Raw genomic sequence first — 15,905 nt, 5'->3', positions numbered from 1 at the left:
GCGAGGGGCGTCTCGGCCGTCCGTTGGACGCCTCGGGCGCAAATCGACACACTGCGCGCTGCGGCGAACCATCCGCCGCGGACACCGCACTCCAGGAGCGAAGCGATGGAACTGGCCGAGGCCCGGTCTTGAGTCGAAGCAAACGAAAGCCCGTACCGGGCGCGCCGGCCAACCTCACCATGGCGGACCTCGCGCAGCTGGCCGGGGTCTCCAAGATCACCGTGTCGCGGGCGCTCAGCGACAGCCCGCTGGTCAACCGCGAAACCCGCGAGCGCATCCAGGACCTGGCGCGCGAGCAGGGCTACAAGCTCAACGTCAGCGCGCGCAATCTGCGCCTGCGCCGCAGCCACACGGTGGCGGTGATCGTGGAGATGAAGCCGAGCAGCGACCGCACCATGTTCGATCCCTACCCGCTGATGCTGCTGGGCGGTATCTCGCAGGAGCTGACGGCCGCCGGCTACAGCGTGCTGCTGACCACGCGCCAGGGGGCCAGCGCCGCGGCGGTGCAGGCGGCCGACGGCATGATCCTGCTCGGCCAGGGCGTGCGGCAGGACGCGGTGCGCCGCTTCGACAAGCTGGGCCTGCCGATGGTGGTGTGGGGTGCGCGCGGCGAACACGACAGTCATGTAGTGGTGGGCAGCGACAACCGCCAGGGCGGCAAGGTCGTGGCCGAGCATTTCGTCGCCCAGGGCCGGCGTAATCCGGTGTTCGTGGGCAATCCGGGCCATCCGGAGATCTTCGAGCGCCTGAGCGGCTTCGTGGATGCGCTGGCCGAGCATGGCGTGAAGCCGCTGCTGATCCGGCGCGACGAGTTCACGCTCGCTTCGGGCATGGATGCCGTGCAGTCACTGGCGGCGCGCGACGTGCCGTTCGATGCGCTGTTCGCCTGCAGCGACCTGCTCGCGATGGGCGCGGTGCGCGCGGTAGAGGCGCTCGGGCGCCGCGTGCCGCAGGACGTCTCCGTCGTCGGTTACGACGACATGCCGCTGGCGGCCAGCTTCCATCCGCCGCTCAGCTCCGTGCGCCAGGACTGGCAGGAAGGCGGCAGCCTGCTTGCGCGCAAGATGCTGGCGATGATCCACGACGAGCCGGCCGCATCCGAAGTGCTGCCGGTGGACCTGATCGTCCGCGCCACCTGACGGCAGCGCGCTTACGCCACCGCGGTGCCGGCGGCATCGCTCCCCGGCACCCGCGCCGGCGGCGTGAGCACCAGGCGGAAGCAGCTGCCGCCGCCGGCGACGCGCACGTATTCCAGCGAAGCCTGGTTGGCCTCGGCCATCTGGCGCGCCAGGTAAAGACCTAGGCCGGTGCCGTATTCGTGCGTGGTGTAGAACGGCTCGAAGATCTGCGCGGCCACCTTCGGCGCAATGCCGGGGCCGCGGTCGATCACTTCCAGAATGGGCACGCCGTGTTCGCCGTGCCTTGCCACCACCATCACGCGCGCCGGCTCGCCAGGCATGCGGCCGTAGCGCAGCGCGTTCTGCACGAGGTTCCACACTACCTGCTGCAACTGCTGCGGGTCGGCCACCGCGGCCACCGGCTCGCTGCCGTTGCTGATCACGCGCAGGGTGTCGCCGCCCAGGTCGTTGCCCTGGCGATATTCGTCCACGAAGTTCTGCGCCCAGCGGCCGAGGTCCAGCGTCTCCGGGCGCGAGCGCTCGCGCCGCGAGAGCTGCAGGATGTTCTCGATGATGTCGTTCAGGCGCACGCAGTGGTTATTGATGATCTCCACCATGCGCTGATCGGTCGCGCCGAGGTCGTGCGATTCGGCGAGCAACTGCGCGGAGTAGCGGATCGCCGCGAGCGGGTTGCGGATCTCGTGCGCGATCGACGCGGAGAGACGGCCCAGCGAGCTGAGCGTGAGTTCCTCGGCGCGGCGCGAGACCAGCGAGGTGTCGTCCAGGAAGATCAGCACCAGCGCGTCGTCGTTCGGCGCGAGCCGGCTGAAGCGCGGGATCACTTCCGGCGTGCCGTCGGCGAGTTGCGTGGCGGTTTCGTCGAGCTTGCCGGAGGTCATCCAGTGATAGAGGCGCCGCGACAGCTCCGGCGCCACGCGGCCCAGGTCGCGCTGGTCGGCGCTGGGATTGCCCAGCAGCATCCAGGCCGACTCGTTGATCTGGTGGATGCGGTTGGCGTCGTCGACCAGCAGCACGCCGGTCTTCATGCGGCGGATGATCAGCTCATTGACCTGGGCGAGATTGGCCAGGTCGATGCTGCGTTGCTCGGCCAGTGCCTCGGTGGCGCGCAATTGCCGGCTGAGCACGTAGCACAGCATGGTGATGGCGAAGTAGGCCAGGCCGAACAGGCCGGCCTCCAGCAGCTGGCGGTCGGCGATGGCGACTTCGCCGCCGGGGTTGAGCAGCGAATGGCCGAGGATGCCCAGCGTGGCCAGCGCGGCGAAGAACAGGGCCAGCCGCAGCGGCAGCAGCAGCGCGCCCGCGGCGAGGTTCACCGCCAGCATCATCGAGATGCCGATGCGGGCGTCCTGCATCGCGCCGATCGCCAGCACCGCCGCCACGATGTCCACCACCAGCGAGGCCGGGGTGACCAGGCGCGTCCAGGGCATGGCGCGGCGGGTCAACCCCGCCACCACCACCGCGAAAGCCAGGAAGCACAGCGCGACCAGGCGGGCGGTGTCCGTGTCATTCAGATGCGGCCAGCCCAGTGCGGGCGGGCTGAAGGCCAGGCCTGCGTAAACCAGGGCCTGGGCCAGCCGGAAGTAGTTGAGGAAGAACAGTTCGTGGCGCACCGACTCGGTGGCCGTGCGGACGGGAGCGAAGGCGGGCGGCGCGGTATGGGGCACGGGGCCTGGCACTCTCGGCGGGTCGCGGTGGGGCGCAGTATAGAGCCGGCCGGGAGCGCCGGGGCGCGGGCTTTTCGCGGGGTCGAAGGTGCCGCCGGAGCCCGCCCGTCACGGGTTTGTCACTCGCCGGTTGGCGGGGGTGCGCGCGGCCGCCCCTTTCCATCCCGCCCGCCTTCCGCGAAAATACCGGGCCGTATTGCGCGGTTTTCGTCATGTCGAGGCATGGCGGCGCATTGCATCGGCAGCGCCTGCACTCGAGTGTCCGTCGCCGTCCGTCCCCCTCACGCCCGTCCGGCACGCTCCCGGCACGGGCGCCATGTTTTTCCCCGTTCGCTCGAGGTATCGAATGAATTTCCACGAGTACCAGGCCAAAGAATTGTTCGCCAAGTACGGCATCGCCGTGCCGCCGGGCAAGGTTGCCAACTCTCCCGACGCCGCCGTCGACGCCGCCAAGGCGCTTGGCGGTTCCCAATGGATGGTCAAGGCGCAGATCCACGCAGGTGGCCGCGGCAAGGCCGGCGGCGTGAAGTTCTGCAAGAGCCTCGATGACGTCCGCGCCGCCGCCAAGGGCATGCTCGGCACCAACATGGAGACCTACCAGTCCGCCGGCCGCGCGCTGCCGGTGAACCTGGTGCTGGTCACCGACGCCACCAACATCGCCAAGGAGCTGTACCTGTCGATCCTGGTGGACCGCGACACCAAGGCCATCTCGTTCATTGCCTCCAAGCACGGCGGCGTGGACATCGAGCAGGTCGCCAAGGACACCCCGGAAGACATCCACACCATCGTGGTGGACTTCGTCGAGGGTCTGCAGCCGTACCAGTGCCGCCAGCTCGGCTTCGCGATGGACCTCAACGCCAAGCAGGTCGGCCAGCTGACCAAGATCATGCTGGGCCTGTACAAGCTGTTCAACGAGAAGGACCTGTCGCTGGTCGAGCTGAATCCGCTCGCCATCCTCGAGGACGGCAACCTCGCCGCGCTCGACGGCAAGGTCAATTCCGACGACAACGCCGAGTTCCGCCACGCCGACCTGGCCGCCATGCGCGACCTGAGCCAGGAAGACGCGGCCGAGGCGGCTGCCGTGCAGCACAACCTCAACTACGTGACGATGGACGGCACCATCGGCTGCATGGTCAACGGCGCAGGCCTGGCCATGGCCACCATGGACGTGATCAAGCTGGCGGGCGGCGAGCCGGCCAACTTCCTCGACGTCGGCGGCGGCGCCACCAAGGAGCGCGTGACCGAGGCGTTCAAGCTGATCCTTTCCTCCGACAAGGTGAAGGCCATCCTGGTCAACATCTTCGGCGGCATCGTGCGCTGCGACCTCATCGCCGAAGGCATCATCGCCGCGGTGAAGGAAGTGGGCCTGAAGATTCCGGTGGTGGTGCGCCTGCAGGGCACCAACGTGGAGCTGGGCCGCGAGCTGCTGGCCAACTCCGGCCTGGCGATCACGCCGGCCGACGATCTCAACGACGCGGCGCAGAAAGCCGTGGCCGCCGCGAAGTGAGGAGCAATCGAGCATGAGCGTTCTCGTCAACAAGAACACCAAGGTGATCGTGCAGGGCTTCACCGGCCAGCAGGGCACCTTCCACGCGCAGCAGGCGCTGGATTACGGCACCAAGGTCGTCGGCGGCGTCACCCCGGGCAAGGGCGGCAGCGAGCACATCGGCCTGCCGGTCTTCAATAGCGTGTCCGAAGCCGTCGATGAGACCGGCGCCGACGCGTCCGTCATCTTCGTGCCGCCGCCGTTCGCGGCCGACTCGATCCTCGAAGCCATCGACGCCGGCATCAAGGTGATCGTGGCGATCACCGAGGGCATCCCGGTGCTGGACATGCTGCGCGTGAAGAACGTGCTGGCGCAGCATCCGGAAACCGTGCTGATCGGCCCGAACTGCCCCGGCATCATCACCCCGGGCGAGTGCAAGATCGGCATCATGCCGGGCCACATCCACAAGCCGGGCAAGGTCGGCATCGTGTCGCGCTCCGGCACGCTGACCTATGAAGCCGTGTTCCAGACCACCAACGAAGGCCTGGGCCAGTCCACCTGCATCGGCATCGGCGGCGACCCGATCAACGGCCTGAACTTCATCGACTGCCTGAAGCTGTTCCAGGACGACCCGCAGACAGAAGGCATCATCATGGTCGGCGAGATCGGCGGCAGCGCCGAGGAAGACGCGGCCGAGTTCATCGGCGAGTACGTGACCAAGCCGGTGGTGTCGTTCATCGCCGGTGCCTCGGCTCCGGCCGGCAAGCGCATGGGCCACGCCGGCGCCATCATCTCCGGCGGCAAGGGCACCGCGGCGGCCAAGTTCGCCGCGCTGGAAAAGGCGGGCGTCACCACGGTGAAGTCCCCGGCCGACCTGGGCAAGACCCTGGCGGGCCTGCTCAAGAAGTAAGGGTTCGACGGGTGTCACGAAAAAGGCCGCGGTTTCCGCGGCCTTTTTCTTTGGCGGATGGGGACGGAGGCGGGAAACGGCTGCCTGGATCGATCCAGGTGCGAACAGCGCGGTCCGTCCCCTCTTTCCCCAAGCATGGCCATTTGACTAAACGTTTGGTTCGGGACTACACATAGGCCCGCGCACCGCCCGGGACGGCGGCTTCGATCGGTCGGATCCGGCCCGGACAGCACTCGCATCGCTCGCAGACCGCAGGGGGTCGTCATGAAGCGTTGGCAGCAGCTGTGTTCCGCATTCCTCCTCGCCGCAGCCGCGTCCGCGGCCCCGGCAGCCACCTACAACAACGGCACCGCGACGGCGACGTTCACCGTCTCGCTGACGCTGCAGGCCAATTGCAGCATCACCGCCAATCCGCTCAGCTTCGGCACCACCGGCGTGCTTTCGTCGGCGATCAACCAGCAGACCACGGTAGCGGTGACCTGCACCAACACCACGCCGTATAACGTCGGCCTGGATGCCGGCGGCGTGACCGGCTCGACCGTCGCCAGCCGGCTGATGGCCGGCACCACGACCGGCAACACCGGCACCACGGTGGGCTACCAGCTGTATCAGGATGCGGGCCACGGCACGGTCTGGGGCAACACTCAGGGCACGGACACCGTGGCGGGCACCGGCAACGGCGCGGCGCAGTCGATCACCGTCTACGGCCAGGTGCCGAGCCAGGCCACGCCGCGCCCGGACACCTACCAGGCCACCGTCACCGCCACCGTCTACTTCTGAGCGCCTCGTGACGCGGCTGCCGCGGCGGGTCGCGCTCGCCCTGGCCTTGGGCCTGGGCGTGGGGGCGCACGCCTCGTCGCTGCAGATCTCGCCAATCACGGTGGAGCTGCCGCCCGGCCAGGCTGCCAGCGGCATCACCTTGCGCAATCCCGGCAGCGTGCCGATCTACGGCCAGGTGCGCGTGTTCCGCTGGGACCAGTCGGCGGACGAGGACACGCTGGAAGCCAGCGACGACCTGATGGCCAGCCCGCCGCTGATCCGCGTCGAGCCGCAGGGCGAGCAATTGGTGCGGCTGGTCCGCCGCGATGCTGCCGTCGTCGGAGAGGAGCGCAGCTACCGCGTACTGGTGGATGAGATTCCTGCCACCGAGGCTGCCGCGGGCAACGGCATCAACATCCGCCTGCGGTACTCCGTGCCGGTGTTCGTCGAGCCGGCGGGGCGACCCGACTCGCCGCGTCTTGCGTGGGAACTGCGGCGCGACGGTACGCAGTGGCGTCTGCGGGTGAGCAATGCGGGTGGACGCCGCGCGCAGCTCGCGGCCGTGCGGATCGTGGGTGCGGATGGCGTGACGCACGAGGTCAACCAGGGATTGCTCGGCTACGTGCTGGCAGGGAGGACGCGGCAATGGACTGTCCCGCTGGGCGAAGGCTTCGCGACCGAGGGCCCGCTGAAGGTGAAAGCCAACGTCAACGCCCAGCCCGCCGAGGCGGCGCTGGACGTCGTGCCCCGGCGATGACGCATGCGGCCGCCGCGCATCCCCCGCGAACCGGCGCGAGCGGTTGAGCGGCGCGCCCGGCCGCGGCCAGGGGCCTGCTTTCTGCTGTGCGCGATGGCCACGGTCGCGCCGGCGCGCGGCAGCGATCTGCCTGTGCCGGCCTTGCTCGATATGGCGCAACCGCAGGAGGTCTTTCTCGAAGTGATCCTCAACGGCCACGCCAGCGGACGGATCCTGCGCTTCCGCGTCACCGGCGATCGCCTGGCCTGCGACGTCTCCGAGCTGGCGGCGGCGGGGCTGGACCCCGCGCGACTCGGGCGCGCCGGCGAGATTCCGCTCGACGAGGTGCCGGGCCTGTCCTATCGCTACGACGCCGCGGCGCAGCGCGTGGAATTGACCGTGCCCGACAGCCTGCGCCTGCCGTTCGTCGCGGACACGCGGCAGCTGTCTGGCGTACCGCCGGCACAAGGCGACAGGGGCGTGCTGCTGAACTACGACGCCTACCTGCAGAGCGGCGGTGGCGCGCATCTCGCGTTGTGGTCCGAGCTTCGCTACTTCGCGCCTTCCGGCGTCTTCGACCACACCGGCACCTACTACGCCGGCGGCGGCACCGGCCGCTACGTGCGCTACGACACCGCCTGGACGCGATCCGATCCGGCCACGACCGCCGTGTTCCAGGTCGGCGATGGCGTGACCTCTGCGTTGAACTGGTCGCGCCCCGTGCGTTTCGCCGGCTTGCAATGGCGCAGCGACTTCGCCCTGCGGCCTGACCTGATCACTTTTCCGCTGCCGGCGCTCGGCGGTTCCGCGGCGGTGCCGTCGGCGGTGGACCTCTACGTCAACAACGTGCGCCGCGCCAGCGTGGACGTGCCCAGTGGCCCGTTCGTGCTCAATCAGGCACCCGGCATCACCGGCGCCGGCCAGGCGACGCTGGTGACGCGTGACGCGCTCGGCCGCACCGTGACCACCGCGCTGCCGCTGTACATCGATGCGCGCATGCTGGCGCAGGGTCTCGACAGCTATGGGCTGGAAGCGGGTTTCGTGCGCCGACGCTATGGCCTGGCGTCGTTCGACTACGCCTCGCATCCGGCCGGCAGCGCGTCGTGGCGGCATGGTGTCGACGATGCGCTGACCTTGGAGCTGCACGGCGAAGCCACTGCCGGCCTGGCCAATGCGGGTGGCGGTGCGCTGGTCAGGCTCGGACAGGCCGGCGTGCTGAGCGGTTCGCTGGCAATGAGCGGCGGTCGCGATGCGGGCAGGCAAGTGAGTCTCGGCTACCAGTGGGTGCGGCCGGACCTGGCGATCGACGCCGAACTCACGCAGCGCAGCTCCGGTTATGCGGATCTGGCCGCGCGCGAAGGTTCGCCGGCGCCGCGCCGGCTGGCGCGGCTGACCCTGTCGCTGCCGTTCGCGCCGGGACAGAACCTTGCCCTGAGCTATATCGGACTGCGCGCGGCGGGCGCTTCCGACTCGCGCATCGGCGCGTTGACCTGGCTCTGGTCGATGGGGCGGATCGCATCGCTCAACCTCAGCGCCTATCGCGACTTCGCCCGGCCCTCCGCGCACGGCGCCTTCCTCAGCCTCAACCTCGCGCTGGACGGACGCACCACCGCGAGCGCGCTGGCCGGCAGCCAGGGCGGCCAGCCGTACCGCAACCTGCAGGCGCTGCGTCCCGCTGACTACGCCGGCGGCTGGGGCTGGGGCGTGCAGGACGGGCGCAGCGGCGGGCTGCGGTTCCGCCAGGCGCAGCTGCAGTATCTGGGCAGCGCCGGCCAGCTCACCGGGCTCGCGCAGGACACCGCCGGGCGGCAGGTCGCCTCGCTGGACGCGCTCGGCGCGCTGGTCTGGATGGACGGCAGCCTGCAGCCGTCGCGCCGCATCTACGACGGTTTCGCGCTGGTCTCCACCGATGGCGTGGCGGACGTGCCCGTGCTGCACGAGAACCGTCCGATCGGCCGCACCGACCGGAGCGGCCACCTGCTGGTGCCGGACCTCAACGCATACCAAGCCAACCGGTTGTCGATCGACAGCCTGGCGCTGCCGGCGGATGCGCGCGTGGAGACGGTGGCGCGGGACGTCGTGCCGCAGGCACGTTCGGGCGTGCTCGCGCGGTTCCCGCTGTCGCGCTATGCGGCGGCCTCGATCGCGCTGGTCGATGAAGCCGGCCGGCCGTTGCCGCCCGGCACGCGCGTGCGCCATGCGGAAAGCGGCACCGATACCGTGGTGGGCTACGACGGGCTCACCTTCGTCAGCGGCCTGCGCGAGCGCAACCGGCTGGACCTGGAAGGCGACGGGTGGCACTGCAGCGTCGGATTCGCCTATCGCTCTCCGACGGACGGTTCGCTGCCGCGCATCGGGCCGCTGGCGTGTCCGCGGCAGACGGAGCCGGGCCGATGATGCGCGCGCTCATCTTGCTGTTGTTCGCCGCCGCGCTGTGCGGAGGCGGCGCGGTGCACGCGCAGACCTGCACGGCCACCGCGAGCAACCTCGACTTCGGCAACGTCAACCCGATCAGCGGCACGGCGGTGGCGCGCAGCGGCACGATCAACGTGTCCTGCGACTGGACGCTGATCTCGCTGCAGCCCAACGCGCTGGTCTGCCTGAATCTCAGCACGGCGGTAACGCGCGCGATGACTAGCGGTGCCAACACCATGCAGTACGACCTGTACCAGGACGCGGGCCACACCCAGACCTGGGGCTCCAGTTTCACCGGCAGCACGCCGCTCTCGGTGTCCATCGCCAAACCGCTGATCGGCACGACGGCTGGCGCGACAGTGAACTTCTACGGGCAGATCGCCGCCGGCCAGACGACGGTGCCGACGACCGGCGATGCGAGCACGGTGTACAGCCAGAGTTTCACCACGGCGACGGCGATCGCCTACGGGTACTACCTGCTGGTCGCGCCCAGCTGCGCGTCGCTCACCGCCGCCGGCACTTTTCCCTTCACCGTCAGCGCCACGGTCACGAACAACTGCACCATCGGCGCGACCAATCTCAGCTTCGGCACGGCGGGCGTGATCGGCACGGGCATCAACGCAGCCGGCAGCCTCAGCATCACTTGCACCAACGGCGATTCGTGGCGCGTCTCGCTCAACGGCGGCGGCAGCGGCAACGTCGCCGCGCGGACGATGCAGCGACAAGGCGGCGGGGGATCGGTCGGCTACCAGCTCTATACCGACAGCGCGCGGACCTTGCCGTGGGGCGATGGCAGCGGCGGCACCACCCGCGTGACCGGCACCGGCACCGGCCTGGCGCAGGCCGTCAACGTGTACGGGCGGGTGCCGGCGCAAAGCACGCCGATGCCGGGCAACTACAGCGACACGATCACCGCGACGATCGAATTCTGAGCGCTCAGAACTCGACTTCCCACTGCGCGGGCGCGGGGTGCCGGATCGCGTTGGCGGCACGGGACACGCGCGGACGTTCCGCCGCGTTGGCCTGCACGCGATAAGGCGAATCGAGCGCACAGCTCACTGCCGGTGGTGCGGAAACGCCTTCGTCGTGTTCGACGCGGCAGCTCTCCCGTACCGTGAGGCTGACATCCAGCGGCACGGTTTCGGTGGCGGCGAAGGCATGGAGCGGCAGGAGCAGGGCGGCAGCGAGCGATAGCAGACGAAACATGCGGCGGAAGCGGGGCGGGGTGTCCTTTCCTGCATCGGCGGTGCCGGCGCCTTCTTGAGTCTGCGGGGCTCAGTCGCGCTGCCGCAGCGCCTTGGCTGCCGCCGCGAGCAGGGCGCCGGTCAACCGGTCCAGTGTCGCCGAGCGCACCGACCAGTGTTGCCAGTACAGGGGCACGTCCAGCCAGCGCTCCGGCGCGATGGCCTGCACCGCACGCTCGCGCAGCGGCTTGTGCAGCATGGACTCTGGCGCCATGCACCAGCCCAGCCCCAAGGCCGCCGCTTCCACGAAGCCGGTGGAAGAGGGCAGGTAATGGGTGGGCGGCGCGAGGCGGGCACGGGTGATCTTGCGCACGAAGCGCCATTGCAGCGCGTCCTTGCGGTTGAACACCAGCATCGGCGCGGCGCCCAGCGCGGCCGCATCCACGCCTCCAGCGAAATGGCGGGCGACGAACGCCGGCGAAGCGATCGGCAGATAGCGCATGCTGCCCAGGGGGCGCACCGTGCAGCCCTGCACCGGCCGCGCATCCGCGGTGATCGCGCCCAGCACGCTGCCGTCGCGTAGCAGGTCCAGCGAGTGGTCCTGGTCTTCCACCCGCACGTCGAACAGCAACCCGTGGCGTTCGTGCATCACCGCGAGCGCACCGAGGAACCAGGTCGCCAGCGAATCGGCATTCACCGCGATCGCCAGTGTGGCGGGAGCTTCATCGGCAGCACGCTCCACCGCGAAGGCCTGCAGCGTTTCGGCTTCCAGCAACTGCATCTGCTGCACGCTGCGCAACAGGCGCTCGCCGGCGGCCGTGGGGCGGCAGGGCGATTGCCGGAGGATCAGCACCTGGCCCAGGCGGTCTTCCAGCGCCTTGACGCGCTGGGACACGGCCGAGGGCGTGACCGACAGGCGCCGGGCCGCGCCTTCGAAGCTGCCTTCGCCCAGTACCGCGGCGAAGGCGGAGAGCTGCGGATTGAGCAGGGTCATGGGTAGGCTCCTGCGCTTAAGATTAGCTAATTCTGCGTTAGTCGATTTAGTTTTACTGAATCCTCGGCGTGACGCATCCTGACCGCTGTCTCCGGTCTCGACGCCGATGGCGCCGGGCATGCCCTGGCCCCGGCGGACACGGGCCTGGCGAAGTGGGTGCATCGGCTTCCGCCGGGCTTCGCTTCTCTCCGGGAGGGGAACGGGACTCAGCCTTGCGAGTGCTCGCGCGCTTCCATCACTCACCTTCGGTACTTCCATGCAGACCTCCGCTTATCTCGCGGGCCTCGCCGCCGGCGCGGGCCTGATCATCGCCATCGGCGCGCAGAACGCCTTCGTGCTCAGGCAGGGCCTGCAGCGCCGCCACGTCGGGCCGGTGGTGCTGGTGTGCATCCTGGCCGACATGAGCCTGATCCTGTTCGGCGTGGCGGGCATGGGCCTGCTGGTGAAGGAGATGCCGGGCCTGCTGCAGGTATTGCGCTACGCCGGCGCGGCATTTCTCGCTGCCTATGGCGCACTGGCGCTGCGGCGCGCATGGCGTGGCGAAAGCGGCCTGCAGCCGGCCGAAGACGGCGCCGCCGGCCGCCGGCGCGCGCTGCTGGCCTGCCTGGGGTTCACCCTGCTCAATCCGCACGTGTACCTGGACACCGTGGTGCTGCTGGGCAGCCTGTCGACGCATTACCACGGCGGCGGGCGCTGGTTCTTCGCCGGCGGCGCGTGCACGGCCAGCGTGCTCTGGTTCACCTTGCTGGGCTACGGTGCGCGCGTACTGCTGCCGGTATTCCGCAGCCCGGTCGCGTGGCGGGTGTTCGACGTGCTGGTGGCAGCCTTCATGTTCGTGCTGGCGGCGCTGTTGTTGACGCAGCCGCTGGGGTAGCGCCGGGCGCGTGATGCCACCGGTCCAGCGGGTATCATAGGCGGCCACTTCCCTCGCGGACTCCACGCATGACCACGCTGCGACTCGCCCTGGCCCAGTTCGACTTTCCGGTGGGAGCGGTCGCCGCCAACGCGGCCCGCGTGGGCGACGTGATGGCCCAGGCGCGCGAAGGCGGCGCCGACCTGGTGGTGTTTCCCGAACTGACGCTCAGCGGCTATCCGCCGGAAGACCTGCTGCTGCGCCCGAGCTTTCTTGCCGCCTGCGACAGCGAGCTGCATGCACTGGCCGCGGCGACCAACGGCGTAGCCGCGCTGGTCGGCCACCCGCACAGCGAGGGCGAGGTCTACAACGCCGCCAGCCTCCTGCGCGGCGGCCGCATCGAACTGACCGCGCACAAGCAGGCGCTGCCCAACTACGGCGTGTTCGATGACAAGCGCTATTTCCGCCCGGGTCACGAGTCCGCCGTGGCGACCATCGATGGCGTACGCGTGGGCATGCTCATCTGCGAGGACATTTGGCAGCCCGAGCCGGCGGCGGATGCCGCCGAGGCCGGCGCCGAGCTCATCGTCGTGATCAACGCCTCGCCCTGGGACCGCGCCAAGCAGGCCGATCGCGAGGCCGTGCTGCGCGCCCGCGCATTGGAAACCGGCTGCGCGATCATCTATCTCAACCTGATCGGCGGCCAGGACGAAGTGGTCTACGACGGTAGCGCGCTGATGGTGAATGGCGACGGCAGCATCGCCGCACGCGCGCCGGCCTTCGTCGACGTGCTGCTATGGGCCGATTTCGACGCTGCCTCGCGCACGCTGCGGGCGGACAATTGGCCGGCTCCGGTGGACGAGGCGCCGGAAGCGACGCTGTACGCGGCGCTGGTGCGCGGCATCCGCGACTACATCGAGAAGAACGGCTTCGGCGGCGTGCTGCTGGGGCTGTCCGGCGGCATCGATTCGGCGCTCACCGTGGCGCTCGCGGTCGACGCGCTGGGCCCCGAGCGCGTCACCGCGGTGATGATGCCGTCGCGCTACACCTCGCAGCTTTCGCTGGACGGCGCCCGCGCGCAGGCCGAGCGGCTGGGCGTGGAGTACCACATCATCCCGATCGAGCAGACTTTCCAGAGCTTCATCGAGGCGCTGACCCCGGCGTTCGCCGGCAAGCCGGCGGACATCACCGAGGAAAACCTGCAGTCGCGCACGCGCGGCGCGATGCTGATGGCACTGAGCAACAAGCACGGCCGCCTGCTGCTGGCCACCGGCAACAAGAGCGAGATGGCCGTGGGCTACGCCACGCTGTACGGCGACATGTGCGGCGCCTACGCGCCGCTGAAGGACGTGTACAAGACCGTGGTGTATCGCCTCTCGCGCTGGCGCAACGCGCACGCGGAGCGCTTCGGCGGCGGCGAGGTGATTCCGGCTGCGGTGATCGAGCGGCCGCCGTCGGCCGAGCTGCGCGACAACCAGACCGACCAGGATTCATTGCCGCCGTACGACGAGCTGGACGCCATCCTGGAGCGCTTCATCGAGGGCGAGCAGTCGCAGGCGGAGATCGCCGCGCAAGGCTTCCACATCGACACTGTGCGACGGGTAGTGCGGCTGGTGCTGGCCAATGAGTTCAAGCGCCGGCAGTCGGCGCCGGGCCCGCGCGTGACCACGCGCGCGTTCGGACGCGAGCGTCGCTATCCCATTACATCCGGGTGGCGCTGACGTCTCGCACCCAACCGATGTCACGGTTTGGCGCATCGCGCTTGACAGCGGCCTGCACTCTTTGGAACGATCCGCGCCCTTCCGGTAATGGAGGTGCGCCATGATTGTCATCGCCTCACGCAAGTTCGCCGCTGCCGCTGCCCCGCAGATCGCCGCCTGCTGATCCTGTCCACCGGTTTTCCCGCCCTGGACTGTCTCCCTAGTCCGATCTGACGGCCGCGTCCGCGGCCCCCGCATCCGTTCCCGAGCCTTCGGTTCGGGCGATCCGGCATGTCCTGACGCCGACCGCGTCGGGGCGAGACTGAGTACCCGACACATGACCATGCATGACCGCACGGCGCTGAGCCGTGTCTCCGCCTATCTGCGCGCCCGCATCGCGCTGCAGAAGGACCATCGCCGCCTCGCTTCTTTCCACGTCACGTTCGACCGCGCCAGCGCCGAGCCGGGCTGGAACTACGCCACGCCCACGGACGGCGCCACCCCGACGGCCACGGAGGTTGCCGCGCTGGTCGACGCCTTCGAGCACCAGGGCCGCACGCCGCGCCTGGAGTACATCCACGAACTCGCGCCGGCCGTGCTGCCGCGCCTGCTGGAGGCCGGCTTCTTCCGCGAGGAACCGCTCACGCTGATGACCTGCACGCCCGAGAGCCTCGCGGGCGACGGCGATCTGGACGGCATCGAGTGGCTGCTCGCCGAGCGCGAGCACGAACTGCACGCCGCTGCACAGGTGCAGAACGCCGCCTACGGCGTGCCCGCCACCTGCGATGCCGACGTGGAACGCCTTGCCACTGTGGTCGAGAAGGGTGGCGCGGTCGCGCTGGCCCGTCGCCGCGGCGGGGGCGAGGCGTTGGGCGCGGGCCTGTATTCGCCGCCACTCGAAGGCGTCACCGAGATCGCGGCGATCGGTGTCCGCGAGGACGCACGTGGCCGCGGCATCGGCGGCGCGGTGAGCGCGCTGCTCGCCGACCACGCCTTCGTGCAGGGCGTGACTTTTCCGTTCCTGATGACCGCGGCGGGCAATGAGCACCGCATCTATGCGCGGGCGGGTTTCCGCCGCTTCGGCGAGCTGGTCGGCGTGACGCGATGAGCGGCGGCACCCGCGCAAACGAAAACGCCACGGCGCGGGCCGTGGCGTTTTCGGGAGCCGGGTTGCGCTGGCTCAGTGATGGCCGGAGAACGGCACCAGCTTGCGCAGCGTGGACGGCGCGTGCGGCCACTTCTCGTCGGTCAGGTACGGATGGTCGGGGTAGTTCAGGGCCAGCACCTGGCGGGTCTGGTCGGCGAGCTTCTTCTGCTCCAGGCCCAGGTAGCTGCGGGTGAGGATGGCCAGCGCGTCGCCGGTCTGCGGCGCCTGCTGGTAATGCTCGATCACGTACTGGGCGCGGTCGGCCGAGGCGATGTAGGCCTTGTTGCGCAGGTAGAACTCGGCGACGTTGATCTCGAACTGGGCCAGCACGTTGCGCAGATAGATCATGCGCTGGCGGGCGTCGGCGGAGTAGGCGCTGTCCGGGAAGCGGCGAGTCAGCTCCGAGAAGTCGTCGAAGGCCTGCAGGTTGTAGCCCTGGTCGCGGCGGGCCTGCGATTCGGTGCGCGCGAATACGCGCTCGATGAAGCCGCCCGTGCGATCGAAATTGATCAGGCCGCGCAGGTAATAGGCATAATCCACGTGTTTGTGGGTCGGATACGTCTTGATGAAGCGGTTGATCGTGGAGTAGGCGTCGTCCGGCTGGTTGTCCTTGTACTGCGAATAGGCCAGGTCAAGCTGGGCCTGTTCGTTGAAGTCGCCGGACGGGAAACGTGCGATCAGCCGCTGGTAGGCCTTGGTGGCGGCCGCATAGTCGGCATGGACCAGGGAGTCGTGCGCGTTGGCGTACAGCCTGTCCACCGGCATCGTGTCGATGGTCTCCTTCTTGTGCCTGAACATCGAGCACGCGCTCATCGAGGCGACGATGGCGAGCACAATCAGTACTTTGAAGACCGGCAGCTTGGTTACGCGCATGGGAAAGGGTTCAGATGTTTGATCGAAAAGGGATGATAGCCGAAA

Annotated in this window: 14 protein-coding genes; 10 read left to right on the top strand and 4 right to left on the bottom strand. The window is 69.2% G+C overall.

What is annotated here, in order from left to right; genetic code table 11:
* Positions 1–179: 179 nt before the first annotated feature.
* On the top strand, positions 180–1,139 hold the full coding sequence (locus tag RKE25_RS18925) for a LacI family DNA-binding transcriptional regulator (RefSeq protein WP_311842435.1): 960 nt from the start codon (positions 180–182) through the stop codon (positions 1,137–1,139).
* Between the two features lie 11 nt (positions 1,140–1,150).
* Here the strand turns inward: RKE25_RS18925 and RKE25_RS18920 are convergent, their stop codons facing one another.
* Entirely contained in the window at positions 1,151–2,803 is a 1,653-nt protein-coding gene (locus RKE25_RS18920; protein ID WP_311839636.1) for a HAMP domain-containing sensor histidine kinase, read from the bottom strand.
* A gap of 346 nt (positions 2,804–3,149) precedes the next feature.
* Between RKE25_RS18920 and sucC the strand changes: the two genes are divergently transcribed.
* The 6 genes from sucC (at position 3,150) to RKE25_RS18890 (ending at position 10,041) form a co-directional block, all read left to right on the top strand.
* Positions 3,150–4,310, top strand: coding sequence for an ADP-forming succinate--CoA ligase subunit beta (gene sucC, locus RKE25_RS18915; RefSeq protein ID WP_311839635.1), 1,161 nt, complete (start codon positions 3,150–3,152; stop codon positions 4,308–4,310).
* 13 nt (positions 4,311–4,323) lie between these two features.
* Positions 4,324–5,199 carry a succinate--CoA ligase subunit alpha gene (gene sucD, locus RKE25_RS18910; RefSeq protein WP_311839634.1) on the top strand — a complete coding sequence of 292 codons (876 nt, stop codon included), beginning with the start codon at positions 4,324–4,326 and terminating at the stop codon, positions 5,197–5,199.
* A 264-nt stretch (positions 5,200–5,463) separates the two neighbouring features.
* Complete coding sequence (locus RKE25_RS18905; protein WP_311839633.1) at positions 5,464–5,979, top strand: spore coat U domain-containing protein; 516 nt, start codon at positions 5,464–5,466, stop codon at positions 5,977–5,979.
* Positions 5,980–5,986: 7 nt separating this feature from the next.
* Entirely contained in the window at positions 5,987–6,715 is a 729-nt protein-coding gene (locus RKE25_RS18900; protein ID WP_311839632.1) for a molecular chaperone, read from the top strand.
* Positions 6,716–6,808: 93 nt separating this feature from the next.
* Complete coding sequence (locus RKE25_RS18895; RefSeq protein ID WP_311839631.1) at positions 6,809–9,091, top strand: fimbria/pilus outer membrane usher protein; 2,283 nt, start codon at positions 6,809–6,811, stop codon at positions 9,089–9,091.
* Entirely contained in the window at positions 9,088–10,041 is a 954-nt protein-coding gene (locus RKE25_RS18890; RefSeq protein ID WP_311839630.1) for a spore coat U domain-containing protein, read from the top strand. Before RKE25_RS18895 ends, RKE25_RS18890 begins: the two co-directional genes overlap by 4 nt.
* A gap of 4 nt (positions 10,042–10,045) precedes the next feature.
* On the opposite strand, the gene RKE25_RS18885 is transcribed toward RKE25_RS18890, so the two are convergent.
* The gene (locus tag RKE25_RS18885; RefSeq protein ID WP_311839629.1) at positions 10,046–10,315 is read right to left on the bottom strand and encodes a hypothetical protein; all 270 of its coding nucleotides are present in this window, start codon (positions 10,313–10,315) and stop codon (positions 10,046–10,048) included.
* 69 nt (positions 10,316–10,384) lie between these two features.
* Positions 10,385–11,287, bottom strand: coding sequence for a LysR family transcriptional regulator ArgP (locus RKE25_RS18880; protein WP_311839628.1), 903 nt, complete (start codon positions 11,285–11,287; stop codon positions 10,385–10,387).
* A 256-nt stretch (positions 11,288–11,543) separates the two neighbouring features.
* Here RKE25_RS18880 and RKE25_RS18875 point away from each other — a divergent pair, with 256 nt between their 5' ends.
* The 3 genes from RKE25_RS18875 to RKE25_RS18865 all read left to right on the top strand — a co-directional run bounded on the left by RKE25_RS18875 (position 11,544) and on the right by RKE25_RS18865 (position 14,948).
* The gene (locus RKE25_RS18875) at positions 11,544–12,161 is read left to right on the top strand and encodes a LysE/ArgO family amino acid transporter (RefSeq protein ID WP_311839627.1); all 618 of its coding nucleotides are present in this window, start codon (positions 11,544–11,546) and stop codon (positions 12,159–12,161) included.
* A gap of 68 nt (positions 12,162–12,229) precedes the next feature.
* The gene (locus RKE25_RS18870; protein ID WP_311839626.1) at positions 12,230–13,861 is read left to right on the top strand and encodes an NAD+ synthase; all 1,632 of its coding nucleotides are present in this window, start codon (positions 12,230–12,232) and stop codon (positions 13,859–13,861) included.
* A gap of 316 nt (positions 13,862–14,177) precedes the next feature.
* Complete coding sequence (locus RKE25_RS18865; protein WP_311839625.1) at positions 14,178–14,948, top strand: GNAT family N-acetyltransferase; 771 nt, start codon at positions 14,178–14,180, stop codon at positions 14,946–14,948.
* Positions 14,949–15,020: 72 nt separating this feature from the next.
* Here RKE25_RS18865 and RKE25_RS18860 read toward each other — a convergent pair whose 3' ends face one another.
* Positions 15,021–15,860: an outer membrane protein assembly factor BamD gene (locus tag RKE25_RS18860; RefSeq protein WP_311839624.1), complete on the bottom strand. Its 840-nt coding sequence runs from the start codon at positions 15,858–15,860 to the stop codon at positions 15,021–15,023.
* Between the last annotated feature and the right edge of the window lie 45 nt (positions 15,861–15,905).

The sequence above is a fragment of the Dyella sp. BiH032 genome, assembly GCF_031954525.1.
Classification (GTDB): Bacteria; Pseudomonadota; Gammaproteobacteria; order Xanthomonadales; family Rhodanobacteraceae; genus Dyella_D.
Note: the sequence above shows the minus strand (reverse complement) of the source record. Positions and strands in the feature narration are given on the sequence as shown.

Coding starts and splice junctions, on each gene's coding strand:
- RKE25_RS18925 (WP_311842435.1), top strand. CDS start 180: ATGGCGGACCTCGCGCAGCTGGCCGGGGTCTCCAAGATCACCGTGTCG.
- sucC (WP_311839635.1), top strand. CDS start 3,150: ATGAATTTCCACGAGTACCAGGCCAAAGAATTGTTCGCCAAGTACGGC.
- sucD (WP_311839634.1), top strand. CDS start 4,324: ATGAGCGTTCTCGTCAACAAGAACACCAAGGTGATCGTGCAGGGCTTC.
- RKE25_RS18905 (WP_311839633.1), top strand. CDS start 5,464: ATGAAGCGTTGGCAGCAGCTGTGTTCCGCATTCCTCCTCGCCGCAGCC.
- RKE25_RS18895 (WP_311839631.1), top strand. CDS start 6,809: ATGGCCACGGTCGCGCCGGCGCGCGGCAGCGATCTGCCTGTGCCGGCC.
- RKE25_RS18890 (WP_311839630.1), top strand. CDS start 9,088: ATGATGCGCGCGCTCATCTTGCTGTTGTTCGCCGCCGCGCTGTGCGGA.
- RKE25_RS18885 (WP_311839629.1), bottom strand. CDS start 10,315: ATGTTTCGTCTGCTATCGCTCGCTGCCGCCCTGCTCCTGCCGCTCCAT.
- RKE25_RS18880 (WP_311839628.1), bottom strand. CDS start 11,287: ATGACCCTGCTCAATCCGCAGCTCTCCGCCTTCGCCGCGGTACTGGGC.
- RKE25_RS18875 (WP_311839627.1), top strand. CDS start 11,544: ATGCAGACCTCCGCTTATCTCGCGGGCCTCGCCGCCGGCGCGGGCCTG.
- RKE25_RS18870 (WP_311839626.1), top strand. CDS start 12,230: ATGACCACGCTGCGACTCGCCCTGGCCCAGTTCGACTTTCCGGTGGGA.
- RKE25_RS18865 (WP_311839625.1), top strand. CDS start 14,178: ATGACCATGCATGACCGCACGGCGCTGAGCCGTGTCTCCGCCTATCTG.
- RKE25_RS18860 (WP_311839624.1), bottom strand. CDS start 15,860: ATGCGCGTAACCAAGCTGCCGGTCTTCAAAGTACTGATTGTGCTCGCC.